The organism is Clavibacter sp. B3I6 (genome assembly GCF_030816895.1).
Taxonomy (GTDB): domain Bacteria; phylum Actinomycetota; class Actinomycetes; order Actinomycetales; family Microbacteriaceae; genus Clavibacter.
The window spans coordinates 2,234,048-2,249,454 of sequence record NZ_JAUSYL010000001.1 but is presented as its reverse complement, the minus strand read 5'-3'; the positions used below and the strand labels follow the sequence as shown (position 1 = coordinate 2,249,454).

The following is a 15,407-nucleotide window of genomic DNA, read 5'->3' as shown; positions in this document are numbered from 1 at the left end:
GGACGCCGGGACGGACGCCCGGCGCTATCCGCCGGCGGGCATGTCCGCGAAGCGCGAGAAGTGCCCGTGGAAGCCGACCGTGATGGTCCCCGTGGGCCCGTTGCGGTGCTTCGCGACGATGAAGTCGGCCTCGCCCGCACGCGGGTTGTCCTTCTCGTAGGCGCTCTCGCGGTGCAGCAGGATGACCATGTCCGCGTCCTGCTCGAGCGACCCGGATTCGCGGAGGTCGGAGATGGCCGGCATCTTGTCGGCCCGCTGCTCGGGACCTCGGTTCAGCTGCGACAGCGCGATGACCGGGACCTGCAGCTCCTTCGCCATGAGCTTGAGCGCACGGGAGAACTCCGAGACCTCCTGCTGGCGCGACTCGACCTTCTTGCCGCTCGTCATGAGCTGCAGGTAGTCGATGACGACGAGCTTCAGCCCGACCTTCTGCTTGAGCCGGCGGCACTTCGCCCGGATCTCGACGAGCGTCATGTTGGGGCTGTCGTCGATGTAGAGCGGCGCGTCGTTGATGCGGCCACGGGTCTGAGCGATGGTCGTCCAGTCGCGCGCGTCCACGGTGCCCTTGCGCATGCTCTGCAGCGGAACGGACGCCTCGGCGGAGAGCAGGCGCATCGCGATCTCGCTGCGCCCCATCTCGAGGCTGAAGAAGATCGACGGCATGTCGTACTTGATGCTGGCGGCACGCGCGAAGTCGAGCGCCAGCGTGGACTTGCCGAGCGCGGGGCGTGCGGCGACGATGATGAGCTGCCCCGGGTGCAGGCCGTTGGTGAGGGCGTCGAGGTCGGCGAAGCCGGTGGGCACGCCGGTCATCTGGCCGTCCTTGCCCTTGGCCGCCTCGATCTCGTCGATGGCCACCGTGACGGCGTCCGTGAGCGGGACGTAGTCCTCCGCCTCGACGCCGCCCGTGACGCCGTAGATCTCCGCCTGCGCGTTGTTCACGAGGTCGACGACCTCGCCCTCGCTCGCGTAGCCCATCTGCACGATGCGCGTGCCGGCCTCGACCAGGCGGCGCAGCACCGCCTTCTCGGCGACGATGGAGCCGTAGAAGCCCGCGTTGGCGGCGGTGGGCACGACGCTGGTGAGCGTGTGGAGGTAGTCGGCGCCGCCGGCCCGGCTCAGCTCGCCCAGCTTGGTGAGCTCGTCGGTGACGGCGATGACGTCCGTCGGCTCGCCGTGCGAGTACAGCGACAGGATCGCGTCGAAGATGATCTCGTGCTTGGGGATGTAGAAGTCGATCGCCCGCACCTGCTCCACGGCGTCCGCCACGGCGTCCTTGCTGAGGAGCATGCCGCCGATGGCGCTCTGCTCGGCGAGGAGGTCGTGCGGCGGCGTGCGCTCGTGGCCGGCGCGCTTGTCGCGCTCGTCGCGTTCGCCGGCGAGACCCAGATGGGCGATGGACACGTGCGGCTCCCCTCGGTCGGCTGGGCGGATGCGCCCGCACGACCGTTCTAGCTCGGACCTCCGACACCGCTCGCGCGGGGTCGGCCGGACCGCTGGCGGTCCTCTCGCGACCCGTTCGCCGGGCGCTGCCCCACGATATGGATCGACCCCTCGCGCCACCAAATGCACCTGTGGACGAGACTGTGGACAAAGTGGGCGAAACGCCGGGCGTCGTGTGGACTACCTGGGGACAAGCCTGTGCACTACGAGCGGATATGGACACGGAATCCGCCGCTGACCAGGACCGGGGAGTTCCACACCCGATGTGGGAAAAGTAGTCTGCACCAGGGCTTGAGAGTTCTTCTGCTAGGGCCTCGCCTGTGGATGAGCCTGGGGATCGAGGACCCTCTGACCTGCTGGTTAACCGCCGATGGCGGCGGGCTCGGAGAGCCCACCGCCATCGATCCCGTGCTGCGCTACTTCGCGGCGACGACCTGCAGGCTGATCGTGGCGACGATGTCGTCACGGAGCCGGATCGTGGCCTCGTGGTTCCCGGTGGCCTTGATGGGCGTGGGGATCTCGATCTTGCGCTTGTCGACCTGGCCGATGCCGGACTCGTCGACCGCCTTGGCGATGTCGGACGTCTTGACGGAGCCGAAGAGGCGCCCGCCCTGGCCGGCCTTGACGGTCAGCTTGACGATCTTGGCCTCGAGGCGGCTCTTGAGGTCCTGCGCCTCCTCGATGGTCGCGTGCTCACGAGCGGCACGCGCTGCCTTGATCTGCTCAATCTGCTTCTCGCCGCCGCGGCTCCAGATGACCGCGAAGCCCTGGGGCACGAGGTAGTTGCGGGAGAACCCGTTCTTGACCTCGACGACGTCTCCGGGGGAACCGAGGCCGGAGACCTCGGTCGTCAGGATTACTTTCGACATTCCATTACCCCTTAACGGCCGGAGCCGGCGTAGGGGAGAAGTGCCATCTCACGCGCGTTCTTGACTGCGCGCGCGATGAGGCGCTGCTCCTGCACCGAGACACCGGTGATGCGACGAGCGCGGATCTTTCCCCGCTCGGAGATGAACTTGCGGAGGGTGGCGACATCCTTGTAGTCGATGACGCCGACGCGGATGGACTTCGCCGGGGCGGCGTTCTTGCCGCCCTTGGCTCCGCGGAGAGGCTTGCGGCGGTCGCCGCTGCTCTTTCCAGCCATGATTCTTCCTGTCTTTCTTGCGTAGTGCGACGAGCCCTAGAAGGGCGTCTCGTCGTTGAAGTTGCCGGGGTTGGACCAGCCGCCGTCGCCACCGGAGTTGCCCCCGCCGGAGTTGCCGCCGCCGGAGTTCGCGGGGGTGCCCCACGGCTCCTCGGCCACCTGCTGCTGGGGCTGTCCGCCGCCGAACTGGCCGCGACCACCGCCGCCGGAGTTGCCCCCGCCGGAGTTGCCGCCGCCGCCGGCCGCGCGCGTGACCTGAGCGGTCGCGTAGCGGAGCGAGGGGCCGATCTCGTCGACCTCGAGCTCGATGGAGGTGCGCTTCTCGCCCTCCTTCGTCTCGTACGACCGCTGCTTGAGGCGGCCGGTCGCGACGACGCGCGATCCCTTGGTGAGCGAGGACGCCACGTGCTCGGCGAACTCGCGCCACACGCTCGCACGGAGGAACAGGGCGTCGCCGTCCTTCCAGTCGTTGCTCGCGCGGTCGAACGACCTCGGCGTGGAGGCGATGGTGAAGTTGGCTACCGCCAGCCCGTTCTGCGTGTACCGCAGCTCCGGATCACTGGTGAGGTTGCCCACGACCGTGATGATGGTTTCGCCGGCCATCGACTACTCCCCGGTCTTCTCGCTGGAAGCAGCCTGCGCTGCCGGCTTGCCGGGCGTCGCCGGGGCGGCGTCCGTGGCGGGCGCCTGGGGCGCGGCGTCTGCGGCCTTGGACGTGGCGGCGGCCTTGCGGGCGGCCTTCTCGTCGGCGAGCTTCGCAGCGGAGGCGACCATGGCCATGGCCTCCTCGGCACGCAGCACCTTGGTGCGCATGACGGCCTCGGACAGACCCAGCTGGCGGTCGAGCTCCTGCGTGGCCTCGCTCGTGGCGGTGAGCTGGACGACGGCGTAGATGCCCTCGTTCTTCTTGTTGATCTCGTACGCCAGTCGACGACGGCCCCAGACGTCGACGTTGTCGACGGTGCCACCGCTGGTGCGGATGACGTTGAGGAACTTGTCGAGACTGGGAGCGACGGTGCGCTCATCGATCTCGGGATCCAGGATCACCATGAGTTCGTACTGATGCGTCACTAACCCACCTCCTTCGGACTTGAACGGTCGCAGACGATCTGCGACAGGAGGGTATGTGCATCGGTCCGCGCGGGGCAGGGGGAACCCGTTGCCGGGCGGACAACCTCGCAAGACTACCGGATGGGGAGGAGGGGCACCAGACCGGGGCGGACGATGGCCCGGATCAGCCCTGCTCGGCCGCCCACCACGCCACGAGGCGCCGCGTGGCCTCGTCCGGGTCGAGCGGCCCCTCGTCGAGGCGCAGCTCGAGCAGGAAGCGGTAGGCGCGGCCGACCACCGGGCCGGGCGGCACGTCGAGGATCCGCATGATCGCCTCGCCGTCGAGGTCCGGCCGCACGGCCGCCATCTCCTCCTGCTCCGCCAGCTCCGCGATGCGGGTCTCGAGGTCGTCGTACGCGAAGCCCAGGCGGTCGGCCTTGCGGCGGTTCTGCGTCGTGACGTCGGCGCGCGTGAGCATGTGCAGGCGCTCGAGCTCGGGTCCCGCGTCCCGGACGTACCGGCGGACGGCCGAGTCGGTCCAGCCGCCCTCCGTGTAGCCGAAGAAGCGGAGGTGCAGCTCGACGAGGCGCGACACCGAGGCGATCGTGTCGTTGTCGAAGCGGAGCGCGCGCAGGCGCCGCTTGGCCATCTTGGATCCGACGACGTCGTGGTGGTGGAAGGTGACGACCCCGCCCGGCTCCAGTCGGCGCGTGGAGGGCTTGCCGATGTCGTGGAGGAGCGCGGCCAGGCGGAGCACGAGGTCGGGCGCCTCGCCGGGGTGGCGCGAGCGCTCGTGGTCGATGGCCTGGTCGAGCACCTGGAGGGAGTGCTGGTACACGTCCTTGTGGCGGTGGTGCTCGTCGGCCTCCAGCTTCATCGCGGGGAGCTCGGGCAGCACGTGGTCGGCGAGTCCCCCCTCCACGAGCAGGTCGAGGCCCGCGCGGGGCTCGGGCGTGCGCAGGAGCTTGGAGAGCTCGTCGCTGACCCGCTCGACGGAGATGTCGAGGATCCGGGGGGCCATGTCGCGGATGGCGGCGAATGCGGGGTCGTCGAGGCGGAAGCCGAGCTGGGACGCGAAGCGGACGGCGCGCATCATGCGGAGCGGGTCGTCCCCGAAGGACACCTCCGGGGCGACGGGCGTGCGGAGCACCTGGGAGAGGAGGTCGTCGATGCCGCCCGACGGATCCACCATGACCACCTGCGGCAGGCGCACGGCGAGGGCGTTGACGGTGAAGTCGCGGCGCACGAGGTCCTCCTCGAGGGACGAGCCGAACTCGACCTCGGGCTTGCGGGAGACGCCGTCGTACTGATCCGTGCGGTAGGTCGTGATCTCGACCTGCTCCCCCTTCACGCGCGCGCCGATCGTGCCGAACGCACGGCCGATGTCCCAGTGGGCGTCGGCGACGGGCTTCACGATCTCGAGGATGCGGTCGGGCCGCGCGTCGGTGGTGAGGTCGAGGTCGGTGGCCTCGCGGCCGAGGAACGCGTCCCGCACGGGCCCGCCGACGAGGGCGAGCTCGTGGCCCGCCTCGTGGAACGCACGGGCGAGCACGGCGACCGGAGGCGAGGCGGCCAGCTCGCGGAGACGCTCGAGGGCCTGTGCGACGCTGTGCATGGTCGGACAGTCTACGGCGGCGCCGCGACGGGCATCCGGCGTCCACGGCGAGCGCGCAGGGGCCGCGCGGGGTCCGCGCTTTAGAATGCCCAGATGCACGCCGCGCCTCGACATGACGCCGGCCCCACCCGCACGGACAGAGCCCTCCGGCTGATCCGGCGATCCGCTCGACGCACGGTCTCCACCCTCGTGTGCGTCACGGTCGCCGCCGGGACGCTCGCCGCCGGGACGGTCGCGGGTCCGTCGACCCCGGCGCACGCGGCCACCGAGGGCGTGACCCTCACCGTCACCCCGGCGGCCGAGGGGATCCTCGCGCCCGGCGAGGACCTCGCGGTCACCGTCTCCGTCATCAACGCCACGGACGCCGCCGTGCCGGCCGGGCGCATCGACCTCGACCTCAACCGCACCGTGCTCGACACGCGCCCGGAGCTCGACGCCTGGCTCGACACCGCGTCCGCCGACGCGAACGCGCGGACGGGTCCCCGCATCGGGCGGGCCGACACCCCCGAGGTACCCGCGGGCGGCACCGTCGACATCGCCCTCACCGTCCCGTCCGCGACCGTCGCGCTCCAGGGGAGCCGCGGCGGCTTCGGTCCGCGGGGGCTGACGGCGGAGCTCGAGGCGGGCGGCGCGGACGTCGCGACCGGACGCGGGGCCGTCGTCTGGAGCCCGGGCGCGGATCCGGCGCCCGCCCCCGTCGCGGCCGTCATGCCCCTGACGGTGCCGCCGAGCGCGTCCGACTTCATCGACGCCGACGCCCTCGCCACCTACACGTCGCCGAGCGGCACGCTCACCCGCCAGCTGGACGCGGTCGTCGGCCGTCCGGTCGCCGTGGGCATCGACCCGCGGATCGTCGCATCCGTCCGGATCCTCGGCGTCGACGCGCCCGCATCGGCCGTCGACTGGCTGGAGCGCCTCCGGGAGATGCCCAACCCCACGTTCGCGCTCGCCTGGGCGGACGCCGACGTGGCCGTTCAGGCGCAGGCGGGTGCCGCGTCCCTGCTCGCCCCGACGGACATCGCGTACGCGGTGCAGGCGAGCCGCTTCGCCGCCCCGGGCACGACGCCGAGCCCCGCGCCCGCCCCGACGGAGACGCCGACCAGCGCCGGGTCGGCCGCCACGAGCGGCACGCGCGGAGGCTCCGCCGGCTCGGGCTCGGGTGCCGCGGCCACCTCCGTCGATCCGCCCGCGACGCCCGGGCCCCGCGGACCCCGAGCCGCAGCCGAGCGCCACGCCGGAGGCTCCGTCCCCCTCCCCCATTCCGACCCTCGCCGACCTCACCGCGTGGGACCACACGATGTCCGGGTTCTCCTGGCCGGCGGCGGGCACGATCACCGCGGACGACCTCGGCGTCCTGGCCGCGAGCGGCACCACCACCGCGATCCTCGCGAGCGACGACGTCACGACACCGGGCACGACGCCCGTCGGCGCGACGGGCACCGTCGGCGACACCCGCGTGCTCGTGACCGACGCCCGGGTCTCCGCCCTCGTCGACCGCGCGCTCTCCGCCGCGACCGACGAGGCGTTCGGCGTCGTCCTGGCGCAGCTCTCCGCGACCCTCGCGGCGGACGCGCTCGAGGGCGACGGCCACGTGGTGGTCGCGGGCCTGGAGCGCGGATGGGCCGCCTCCACCGGGCGCCTCGGGCAGCTGCTCGACGCGATCCAGGCGCTGCCGTTCAGCGACACCGCGCCGGTGGACGCGGCCCTCGCCAGCGCCTCCGTCCCGCTCCAGGTGGTCGACCACCCGGAGGACGCGGCCCGTGTCGCCCGGATCGCCGGCGCGATGTCCCTCGAGGCGCAGGTCGACGCGTTCGCCAAGGCGGTGGAGCGCCCCGAGCTGATCACCGGCCAGCAGCGCCTGCTCCTCCTCGCGTCGCTCTCCAACCGGTGGCGCGAGGACCCCGACGGCTTCGAGACCATCCAGGCCGGTTACGTCGCCCAGGCCGACGACGTGCTGTCCTCGGTCGCCATCACGACCCGCCAGAACACCGTCATCAGCGACACGACGAGCCTGCTCATCAACGTCAGCAACGAGCTCGACCAGCCCATCACCGTGCGGATGTCGATCATGGCGGGCAGCGGCCGGATCCGGGTGGACGACTCCGCGGTCGTCACCGTCCCCGCCCACGGCAGCGCATCCGCCCGCCCGCCCATCACGGCCATCTCCAACGGCGACGTCGTGGTCACGGCCCGGCTCACCACCGAGGACGGCGCCGTGCAGATCGGCGAGAGCGCGCCCGTGGAGCTCCTCATCCGCGCCGGCTTCGAGGCCGTCGTGACGACGCTGTTCGTCGTCGCCGTCGCCCTGCTGTTCGGCTTCGGCCTGTTCCGCAGCATCCGCAAGCGCCGCCGCGCCCGAGCCCGGCAGCTCGCCGGCCTGCCCGAGGAGATCGATGACTGACCGGACCGCGCCGCCCGCCCCCGGATCGGACCCGTCGTGACCGCGGCGCCGGCTCCCCGCGGCGGCGGGATCGGGCGCGCGTCCGCCCTCCTCGCCTCGGGCACGTTCGTCTCGCGCATCCTCGGCTTCGTCAAGGCCATCGTGCTGCTGCAGACGATCGGCGCGACCCTCGGCAGCTCCAACGCGTTCTCGAACGCGAACCAGCTGCCGAACAACATCTACGTGATCATCGCGGGCGGCGTGCTCAACGCCGTGCTCGTGCCCCAGGTGGTGCGGGCGGCCAAGCACGCGGACGGCGGCGCCGGCTACATCAACAAGCTCGTCACCATCGCGATCGTCGTGCTCGGCGGCGTCACGGTCCTCGCGACGGTGGGCGCGCCCGTCGTCTCCGCCGTCTACGCAGCCACCCTGCCGCCGGACGTCTTCGCCCTCGTGGTGGCGTTCGCCTACTGGTGCCTCCCCCAGATCTTCTTCTACGGCCTCTACGCCGTGCTCGGCGAGGTCCTCAACGCGAGGGGGTCCTTCGGCCCGTTCACGTGGGCGCCGGTCCTCAACAACGTCGTCGCGATCGCGGGCCTCCTCGTCTTCCAGGCGATGTTCGGATCCGGCAGCCGCCCGGTCGACGACTGGAGCCTCGACAAGATCGTCGTGCTGGCCGGCTCCGCCACGCTCGGCGTCGTCGCCCAGGCGCTCATCCTGTTCGTGTTCTGGCGCCGCGTGGGCCTCCGCTTCCGCTTCGACTTCGCCTGGCGCGGCGTCGGCCTCGGCACCGCCGGACGCCTCGCCGGCTGGACCTTCGGCATGCTCGTGGTCACGCAGCTCGCCGGCATCGCGCAGTCGAACGTGGCCAACATCGCCGCGACCTCGGACAGCCCGTCGAGCACGATCCTGCTCAACGCCTGGCTGTTCTTCATGCTCCCGCACTCGATCTTCGCGGTCTCCATCGCCACGGCGTACTTCACGCGCATGAGCACGCACGCCGGCGAGGGCGACCACGACAGCATGCGGCTCGACCTCTCCTCGGCGATCCGCACGGTGGCCCTCATGACCGTGCTCTCGACCGTCCTCATCGCGGTCCTCGCGGGGCCCGTGGCCCGGGTGATGGTCTCGGGCGACGCGGGCGAGGTCCGCGGCTACGGCACGGTCCTCATCGCGTTCATCCTCGGGCTGCCGGCGTTCAGCACGCTGTTCGTGCTGCAGCGGGCGTTCTACGCCCTCTCCGACACCCGCACGCCGTTCCTCATCCAGTGCGCGCAGGTCGTCGTGTTCATCGCCGGCGCCCTCGTCATCGCGCAGCAGCCCGTGGAGCTGATCGGCGTGGGGCTCGCCGTCCTGCAGACCGTCACCGTGACCGGGCAGGCCGTCCTCGCGGCGGTGCTCCTGCGTCGGCGCATCGGCCGGATCGACGGACGCCGGATCGTCAACAGCTCGGTCCGCTTCGCCGTCGCGGCCGTGCCCACGGCGCTCACGGGCATCGCGCTCCTCGTGCTCGTCTCCGGCGGCCCGTTCGAGGGCGTGGGCGTCGCCTCGAAGGGCCAGGCGCTCCTGGTCGGGATCCCCCTCGCCGCCGTCATGACGGCCGTCTACCTCGCCGCCCTGGCCGCCATGCGCTCCTCCGAGCTGCAGCAGCTGGCCGGGCCCGTGATGCGCCGCCTCCGCCGCCGCTGACGCCCCGCGGCGGCCTCCGCCGCGCCCGCGCGCGGCCGTGTCCATGAGCCCGTCCACGCGCGCGTCCACGCCCGGTGGAGGCGGAGGAATAGCCGCTACCGTGGGTCTGTTGCAGAGGTGAGCGGGCACCGGGAAGGCGCCCCGCCGAGCAGTGGAGGAGAAGCCGTCGTGCGTCAGATCATCATCATCGGTTCGGGTCCCGCGGGGTACACGGCCGCCATCTACGCCGCGCGCGCCAACCTCACGCCCCTCCTCATCGCGAGCTCGGTCGAGGCCGGCGGCGAGCTGATGAACACCACCGAGGTGGAGAACTACCCGGGCTTCCCCGAGGGCATCCAGGGCCCCGACCTCATGATGGCGATGCAGGCGCAGGCCGAGCGGTTCGGCACCGAGGTCGTCCTCGACGACGTCACGTCCGTCGAGCTCACGGGCGACGTGAAGCGCGTCACCCTCGGCAACGGCGACGTGCACGAGGGCCTCGCGGTCATCGCCGCCACCGGATCCGCGTACCGCAAGCTCGGCGTCCCGTCGGAGGACCGCCTGAGCGGCCACGGCGTCTCCTGGTGCGCCACGTGCGACGGCTTCTTCTTCCGCCAGAAGACCATCGCGGTCGTGGGCGGCGGCGACAGCGCCATGGAGGAGGCCACCTTCCTCACGCGCTTCGCGGAGAAGGTCTACGTGATCCACCGCAAGGACAGCCTGCGCGCCTCCAAGATCATGCAGGACCGCGCGTTCGAGAACCCGAAGATCGAGTTCGTCTGGAACGCGCAGGTGGTCGACATCACGGGCGGCGAGAAGGTCGACGGCGTGATCCTCGAGGACACCGTCACGGGCGAGCAGCGACCGCTCGCGCTAGACGGCCTGTTCATCGCCATCGGGAACGACCCGCGCACGCACCTCTTCCACCAGCAGCTCGAGCTCACGATCGAGGGCACCATCGCCGTCGAGGGCCGCTCGTCGCGCACCAACCTGCCGGGCGTCTTCGCGGCCGGCGACGTCATCGACCCCACCTACCGCCAGGCCATCACGGCGGCCGCCTCCGGCACCATCGCCGCGCTGGACGCCGAGCACTTCCTGGCGTCCCTGCCGGACACGCTGCTCGACGCCGCTTCCGACGGCCCCGACGGACCGGCGGCGCACGGCGCACCGGCCGCCGGCAGCGTGGTCGACCCCGACGGCGAGCTCGTCGGCGCCGACCAGTAGTCCCCACCACCTCGCGATCCGGGAACCGCCCGGGACCGCACGAACCGCACGAAGGAGCACCCATGTCCCACTCCCGCGACGTCACCGACGCCAGCTTCCAGGCCGATGTCCTCGACGCCGAGAAGACCGTCATCGTCGACTTCTGGGCGCCCTGGTGCGGCCCCTGCAAGGCCGTCTCCCCCGTCCTCGACCAGATCGCCGCCGAGAACCCCGGCATCGAGCTCGTCAAGATCGACGTGGACGACAACCCCGAGGTCGCCATGAAGTACAAGATCACGTCGATCCCGGCCATGAAGGTCTTCAAGGGCGGCGAGGTCGTCAAGACCGTCATCGGCGCCAAGCCGAAGCCCGCCCTGGAGCAGGAGTTCGCCGAGTTCCTCAAGTAGCACCCGCTCGCGCTGCGGCGCGACGCACGACCCGGAGGGCCCGGCACCGCGAGGTGCCGGGCCCTCCGGCGTCCCGCAGCCACCGGCGGCCGGCCACGGGGATCCCCTCCGGCTGCCCGTTAGGCTGGACGGCAATCGGACAGTGAGAGACGTGACGTGACATCTGCAGGCAGCCCCCGCGCGACCGCGGGCACCAACCTCGACCCGTGGTACGCCCACTACGCGGACAGGACCTCGGGCCTCAGCGCCTCCGAGGTCCGTGCCCTCTTCGCCGTGGCCTCGCGCCCCGAGGTGGTCTCCCTCGCCGGCGGCATGCCGTTCGTCTCCGCCCTCCCGCAGGAGCTCATCGTCACGGCCATGGAGAAGGTCATGCGCGAGCGCGGGCCCGTGGCCCTGCAGTACGGCGGCGGCCAGGGCACCCCCGAGCTCCGCGAGGACATCCTCGAGATCATGGCGCTCGAGGGGATCCGCGGCAGCGTCGACGACATCGTCACGACCACCGGCTCGCAGCAGGCGCTCGACCTGGTCACCAAGCTCTTCATCGACCCGGGCGACGTGATCCTCGCCGAGGCGCCCAGCTACGTCGGCGCCATCGGCGTCTTCCGCAGCTACCAGGCCGTGGTGGAGCACGTCGTGATGGACGACGACGGCCTCGTGCCCGAGGCGCTGCGCGAGGCCATCGCGCGGATCCGCGGCGAGGGTCGCACCATCAAGTTCCTCTACACGGTCCCGAACTTCCACAACCCGGCCGGCGTCACCATGTCGGCGGCCCGGCGCCCGGAGATCCTCGAGATCTGCCGCTCGAACGACATCCTCGTGCTGGAGGACAACCCCTACGGGCTCCTCTGGTTCGACCGCCCGGCCCCGGACGCGATGCGCAGCCTCGACGACGAGGGCGTCATCTACCTCGGCTCCTTCTCGAAGACGCTCGCTCCCGGCTTCCGGGTCGGCTGGGCTCTCGCACCGCACGCCATCCGCGAGAAGCTCATCCTCGCCCAGGAGTCGGCCGTCCTCTCCCCCAGCTCCTTCAGCCAGCTGATCATCAGCGAGTACCTGCACGCGTCCGATTGGAAGGGCCAGATCGACACCTTCCGCGGCGTCTACCGCGAGCGGCGCGACGCCACGCTCTCCGCCCTCGCCGAGCACCTGCCGAGCCTCAGCTGGACGGTGCCCAACGGCGGCTTCTACGTGTGGCTCAAGCTCCCGGAGCAGCTGGACTCGAAGCAGATGCTGCCGCGTGCCGTCACCGCGCTCGTCGCGTACACGCCCGGCACCGCGTTCTACGCCGACGGCCGCGGTCGCGATGCCATCCGCCTGTCCTTCTGCTACCCGACGCCCGAGCGCATCCGTGAGGGCGTCCGTCGCATGGCGACGGTCATCGACGACGAGCTGGACCTCCTCAGCACGTTCTCCGGCACCGGCGCGCTCGCGTCCCGCCCCACGACGTCCGTCTCCGCGCCGCCGCCCGACCTCGACTGACCCGCACCAACCGAGCACGATCGGATCCAGCACCATGACCGCACACGAGCCCCTCTCCGTCGTCGTCCTGGCCGGCGGCATCTCGCACGAGCGCGACGTCTCGCTCCGCAGCGGACGCCGTGTGGCGGACGCCCTGCACCGCGCGGGCGTGGAGTCGTCGCTCCGCGATCCCGACGCCACCCTGCTCGACTTCCTGCGCGACACCCCTCCCGCCGTCGTCTGGCCAGTCCTGCACGGGGCGAGCGGCGAGGACGGAGCCCTCCTCGGGCTGCTCGAGCTCGCGGGCGTCCCCTACGTGGGATCCTCCGCTCGGGCCGCCCGCCTCGCCTGGGACAAGCCCACCGCCAAGGCGCTGGCCGAGTCCGCCGGCATCCGCACCCCGCGATCGGTCACCCTCCCGAAGGACACGTTCCGCGAGCTGGGCGCCGCGGCCGTCCTCCGACTCGTGACGGAGGCCATGCCCGCGCCGTACGCCGTGAAGCCCGCCCGTGGGGGATCCGCGCAGGGCGTGACCATCGTGCGCGACGCGGAAGCGCTCCCCCGCGCCATGGTCGACGCCTACACGTACGGTGATGTCGCCCTCATCGAGCAGCTCGTGGAGGGCACCGAGGTCGCCATCGGCGTCCTCGACACCGGCGAGGGTCCCGAGGCCCTGCCGGCCACGGAGATCGTCCCCACGTCGGGCGTGTACGGCTACGAGGCGCGGTACAACGCGGGTCTGACCCGCTTCTACACGCCGGCTCGCATCTCCGCCTCCGAGGCGGCCTCGGCCACGGAGGCCGCGATCGGGATCCACCGGGCGCTCGGCATCGGGCAGGTCTCGCGCGTCGACATCATCATCGACGCCGCCGGAGACCCCTGGTTCCTCGAGGTCAACGTGATCCCGGGGCTGACGGAGACGTCGCTGCTGCCCCAGGGCCTCGCCGCGGCCGGCATCGAGGTCGGCGACCTCTACCGTCGCCTCGCCGAGGCCGCCCTCGCCGCAGCCGACCCGCGCTGACGGCGGGAAGACCACGAGGGGGAACGGACGCCTGGTCCGTTCCCCCTCGCGTGCGTCATCCCAGCTCGCCGTCCGGCACGCCGATCTCCTGCACGATGCGCGTCAAGTCCCCGAGGGTCGCGAAGTCGATGAGGATCTGCCCCTTCTGAGCCGACATCGTCACCCGGACGCTCGTGTTCAGGTGGTCGCCCAGCCGGTGCGCGGCCTCGTCGAGGTGCGCGTCGCGCGCGGAGGACGAGCTCTTCCGGGGCTTCGTCGTGCGCTGCCCCTTCTGCGCGGCGGCCTCTGCCGCCCGCACGGACAGGTCCTCGTTCACGATCTTGTCGGCGAGGTGGCGCATGGCCTCCTCGTCCCCCGACGACAGGATCGCCCGTGCGTGACCGGCGGACAGCACCCCGGCAGCCACCCGGTGCTGTACGTCCTCCGGCAGCCGCAGGAGGCGGATCGTGTTGGTGATCTGCGGCCGTGACCGCCCCAGCCGCTGCGCGAGCTCGTCCTGCGTGATGGCGAAGTCGGCCAGCAGCTGCTGGTAGGCGCTCGCCTCCTCCAGCGGATTGAGCTCGGATCGGTGCAGGTTCTCCAGCAGCGCATCCCGGAGCATCGACTCGTCGGCGGTGTCCTTGATGACGGCCGGGATGGTGTCGAGGCCGAGCTCCTTCGTAGCGCGGAGTCGCCGCTCCCCCATGACGAGCTCGTACCGTGCGCGACCGGTGTCGTCCGCGCCCAGCGGTCGGACGACGATCGGCTGCAGGACTCCGTACTCGCGGATGGACACGACGAGCTCCTGGAGCTCGTCGGGACGGAAGTCCGTGCGCGGCTGCTGCGCGTTCGGCGTGATGTCCGCAGGATCCAGGTTGGCCAGCCGTGCGCCCGGTACGGCCACGAGCTCGGGCTCGCGCGTGTCGCCCCCCGCCTTCTCGCCCTGAGGAGCCTGCATGCCGCTCGGCGCGCCGGCGCCGACGCTGTCCGGGAAGAACACGTCCACGGGCCGGCTGCGGTCGTCGGAGGTGGGGATGAGGGCGCCGATGCCGCGCCCCAGGCCGGTTCTCTTCGTTGCCATTACCTCTGGGCTCCTCGGTGTGCGATCTCGGCGGCTGCCTCCAGGTAGGAGAGCGCGCCGGGGGAATGGGGGTCGTAGCTGATGACGCTCTGGCCGTAGCTCGGCGCCTCGCTGATGCGCACGGAGCGCGGGATCAGGGTCGTGAGGGTCTGTTGGGGGAAGTGCTCGCGCACCTCCGCCGCGACCTGCTGCGCGAGGTTCGTGCGGCCGTCGTACATGGTGAGGAGGATCGTCGACATCGCCAGCTCCGGGTTGAGGTGCTGCGCGATGAGCTCGATGTTCGAGAGCAGCTGGCTCAGGCCCTCCAGTGCGTAGTACTCGCACTGGATCGGGATGAGGACTTCCTTGGCAGCGGTGAACGCATTGATGGTGAGGAGTCCCAACGACGGCGGGCAGTCGATGAGCACGTAGTCGAAGCCCTGGCCGGACTCGGACGCGAGGAAGGCATCGAGCGCGCGGCGGAGCCGACGCTCCCGCTGGTCCAGGGTGACGAGCTCAATCTCCGCACCGGCGAGGTGGATCGTCGCCGGCACGCAGAAGAGCGTGTCGAACTCGGGACTCCTCTGGAGTGCGTCCTCGATGGATGCGTCGTTCACGAGCACGTCGTAGACGCTCGACAGCTCCGAGGACCGGTCTGCACCGAGGGCCGTCGACGCGTTGCCCTGCGGATCGAGGTCGATGACCATCGTCCGCGCACCGGATTTGGCCAGGGCGGCCGCCAGGTTCACCGTCGACGTGGTCTTCCCCACGCCGCCCTTCTGGTTCGCGATCGTGAAGACGCGGGTCGTCGCCGGCCGAGGGAGCACGAGTCCAGCAAGCGCCTTCCGCCGCCGATTGGTCGCGGACAGCTCACGTGCGATGGGACTCAGGTCGTCATCCATGGTGAACTTCCTGTCGAGTGGAGATCGAGAACGTTTGTGTGAACCGGCGCGCATGTTTCACGTGGAACATCGCATCA

The 15,407-nt window shown here is 71.3% G+C and carries 14 protein-coding genes and 2 pseudogenes; 7 read left to right on the top strand and 9 right to left on the bottom strand.

Annotated features, from left to right (window positions below; genetic code table 11):
• Positions 1-24 precede the first annotated feature (24 nt).
• The 6 genes and pseudogenes from dnaB to QFZ62_RS10775 all read right to left on the bottom strand — a co-directional run bounded on the left by dnaB (position 25) and on the right by QFZ62_RS10775 (position 5,252).
• The gene (gene dnaB, locus QFZ62_RS10800; protein ID WP_307505438.1) at positions 25-1,404 is read right to left on the bottom strand and encodes a replicative DNA helicase; all 1,380 of its coding nucleotides are present in this window, start codon (positions 1,402-1,404) and stop codon (positions 25-27) included.
• A 455-nt stretch (positions 1,405-1,859) separates the two neighbouring features.
• Positions 1,860-2,312, bottom strand: a complete 453-nt coding sequence (gene rplI / locus QFZ62_RS10795; protein ID WP_307505436.1) for a 50S ribosomal protein L9 — start codon at positions 2,310-2,312, stop codon at positions 1,860-1,862.
• A gap of 11 nt (positions 2,313-2,323) precedes the next feature.
• The gene (gene rpsR / locus QFZ62_RS10790) at positions 2,324-2,587 is read right to left on the bottom strand and encodes a 30S ribosomal protein S18 (RefSeq protein ID WP_012039648.1); all 264 of its coding nucleotides are present in this window, start codon (positions 2,585-2,587) and stop codon (positions 2,324-2,326) included.
• Positions 2,588-2,623: 36 nt separating this feature from the next.
• The gene (locus QFZ62_RS10785) at positions 2,624-3,190 is read right to left on the bottom strand and encodes a single-stranded DNA-binding protein (protein WP_307505434.1); all 567 of its coding nucleotides are present in this window, start codon (positions 3,188-3,190) and stop codon (positions 2,624-2,626) included.
• A gap of 102 nt (positions 3,191-3,292) precedes the next feature.
• Positions 3,293-3,637 (bottom strand): annotated as a pseudogene (gene rpsF / locus QFZ62_RS10780) (30S ribosomal protein S6); the annotation flags it as partial.
• A 184-nt stretch (positions 3,638-3,821) separates the two neighbouring features.
• Positions 3,822-5,252: a CCA tRNA nucleotidyltransferase gene (locus QFZ62_RS10775; protein ID WP_307505432.1), complete on the bottom strand. Its 1,431-nt coding sequence runs from the start codon at positions 5,250-5,252 to the stop codon at positions 3,822-3,824.
• A gap of 93 nt (positions 5,253-5,345) precedes the next feature.
• Here QFZ62_RS10775 and QFZ62_RS15615 point away from each other — a divergent pair.
• A pseudogene (locus QFZ62_RS15615) lies at positions 5,346-6,215 on the top strand (DUF6049 family protein); the annotation flags it as partial.
• A gap of 11 nt (positions 6,216-6,226) precedes the next feature.
• Here QFZ62_RS15615 and QFZ62_RS10770 read toward each other — a convergent pair.
• A complete protein-coding gene (locus tag QFZ62_RS10770) occupies positions 6,227-6,424 on the bottom strand; it encodes a hypothetical protein (protein WP_307505430.1) in 198 nt (65 codons plus the stop codon).
• Positions 6,425-6,549: 125 nt separating this feature from the next.
• Between QFZ62_RS10770 and QFZ62_RS10765 the strand changes: the two genes are divergently transcribed.
• From QFZ62_RS10765 to QFZ62_RS10740, 6 genes are all read left to right on the top strand, one after another.
• A complete protein-coding gene (locus QFZ62_RS10765) occupies positions 6,550-7,653 on the top strand; it encodes a DUF6049 family protein (RefSeq protein WP_307505428.1) in 1,104 nt (367 codons plus the stop codon).
• A gap of 36 nt (positions 7,654-7,689) precedes the next feature.
• Positions 7,690-9,321 (top strand): murein biosynthesis integral membrane protein MurJ, encoded by a 1,632-nt coding sequence (gene murJ / locus QFZ62_RS10760; protein WP_307505425.1) that lies wholly within the window; start codon positions 7,690-7,692, stop codon positions 9,319-9,321.
• A 168-nt stretch (positions 9,322-9,489) separates the two neighbouring features.
• Positions 9,490-10,524, top strand: a complete 1,035-nt coding sequence (gene trxB, locus QFZ62_RS10755; protein WP_307505423.1) for a thioredoxin-disulfide reductase — start codon at positions 9,490-9,492, stop codon at positions 10,522-10,524.
• Between the two features lie 62 nt (positions 10,525-10,586).
• The gene (gene trxA / locus QFZ62_RS10750; protein ID WP_307505420.1) at positions 10,587-10,910 is read left to right on the top strand and encodes a thioredoxin; all 324 of its coding nucleotides are present in this window, start codon (positions 10,587-10,589) and stop codon (positions 10,908-10,910) included.
• A gap of 156 nt (positions 10,911-11,066) precedes the next feature.
• Positions 11,067-12,389, top strand: coding sequence for a PLP-dependent aminotransferase family protein (locus QFZ62_RS10745; protein ID WP_307505417.1), 1,323 nt, complete (start codon positions 11,067-11,069; stop codon positions 12,387-12,389).
• Between the two features lie 34 nt (positions 12,390-12,423).
• On the top strand, positions 12,424-13,389 hold the full coding sequence (locus QFZ62_RS10740; protein WP_307505414.1) for a D-alanine--D-alanine ligase: 966 nt from the start codon (positions 12,424-12,426) through the stop codon (positions 13,387-13,389).
• Between the two features lie 55 nt (positions 13,390-13,444).
• Here the strand turns inward: QFZ62_RS10740 and QFZ62_RS10735 are convergent, their stop codons facing one another.
• Together QFZ62_RS10735 and QFZ62_RS10730 are read right to left on the bottom strand one after the other, a co-directional pair.
• Complete coding sequence (locus QFZ62_RS10735) at positions 13,445-14,449, bottom strand: ParB/RepB/Spo0J family partition protein (RefSeq protein WP_307505411.1); 1,005 nt, start codon at positions 14,447-14,449, stop codon at positions 13,445-13,447.
• Positions 14,449-15,330: a ParA family protein gene (locus tag QFZ62_RS10730; protein WP_307505408.1), complete on the bottom strand. Its 882-nt coding sequence runs from the start codon at positions 15,328-15,330 to the stop codon at positions 14,449-14,451. Before QFZ62_RS10730 ends, QFZ62_RS10735 begins: the two co-directional genes overlap by 1 nt.
• Positions 15,331-15,407: the final 77 nt, after the last annotated feature.

Bases quoted from the DNA above. Each gene is read 5' to 3' on its own strand.
- trxA (WP_307505420.1), top strand. From the start codon at position 10,587: ATGTCCCACTCCCGCGACGTCACCGACGCCAGCTTCCAGGCCGATGTC.
- QFZ62_RS10730 (WP_307505408.1), bottom strand. From the start codon at position 15,330: ATGGATGACGACCTGAGTCCCATCGCACGTGAGCTGTCCGCGACCAAT.
- QFZ62_RS10735 (WP_307505411.1), bottom strand. From the start codon at position 14,449: ATGGCAACGAAGAGAACCGGCCTGGGGCGCGGCATCGGCGCCCTCATC.
- QFZ62_RS10785 (WP_307505434.1), bottom strand. From the start codon at position 3,190: ATGGCCGGCGAAACCATCATCACGGTCGTGGGCAACCTCACCAGTGAT.
- rpsR (WP_012039648.1), bottom strand. From the start codon at position 2,587: ATGGCTGGAAAGAGCAGCGGCGACCGCCGCAAGCCTCTCCGCGGAGCC.
- QFZ62_RS10765 (WP_307505428.1), top strand. From the start codon at position 6,550: ATGTCCGGGTTCTCCTGGCCGGCGGCGGGCACGATCACCGCGGACGAC.
- QFZ62_RS10775 (WP_307505432.1), bottom strand. From the start codon at position 5,252: ATGCACAGCGTCGCACAGGCCCTCGAGCGTCTCCGCGAGCTGGCCGCC.
- rplI (WP_307505436.1), bottom strand. From the start codon at position 2,312: ATGTCGAAAGTAATCCTGACGACCGAGGTCTCCGGCCTCGGTTCCCCC.
- QFZ62_RS10740 (WP_307505414.1), top strand. From the start codon at position 12,424: ATGACCGCACACGAGCCCCTCTCCGTCGTCGTCCTGGCCGGCGGCATC.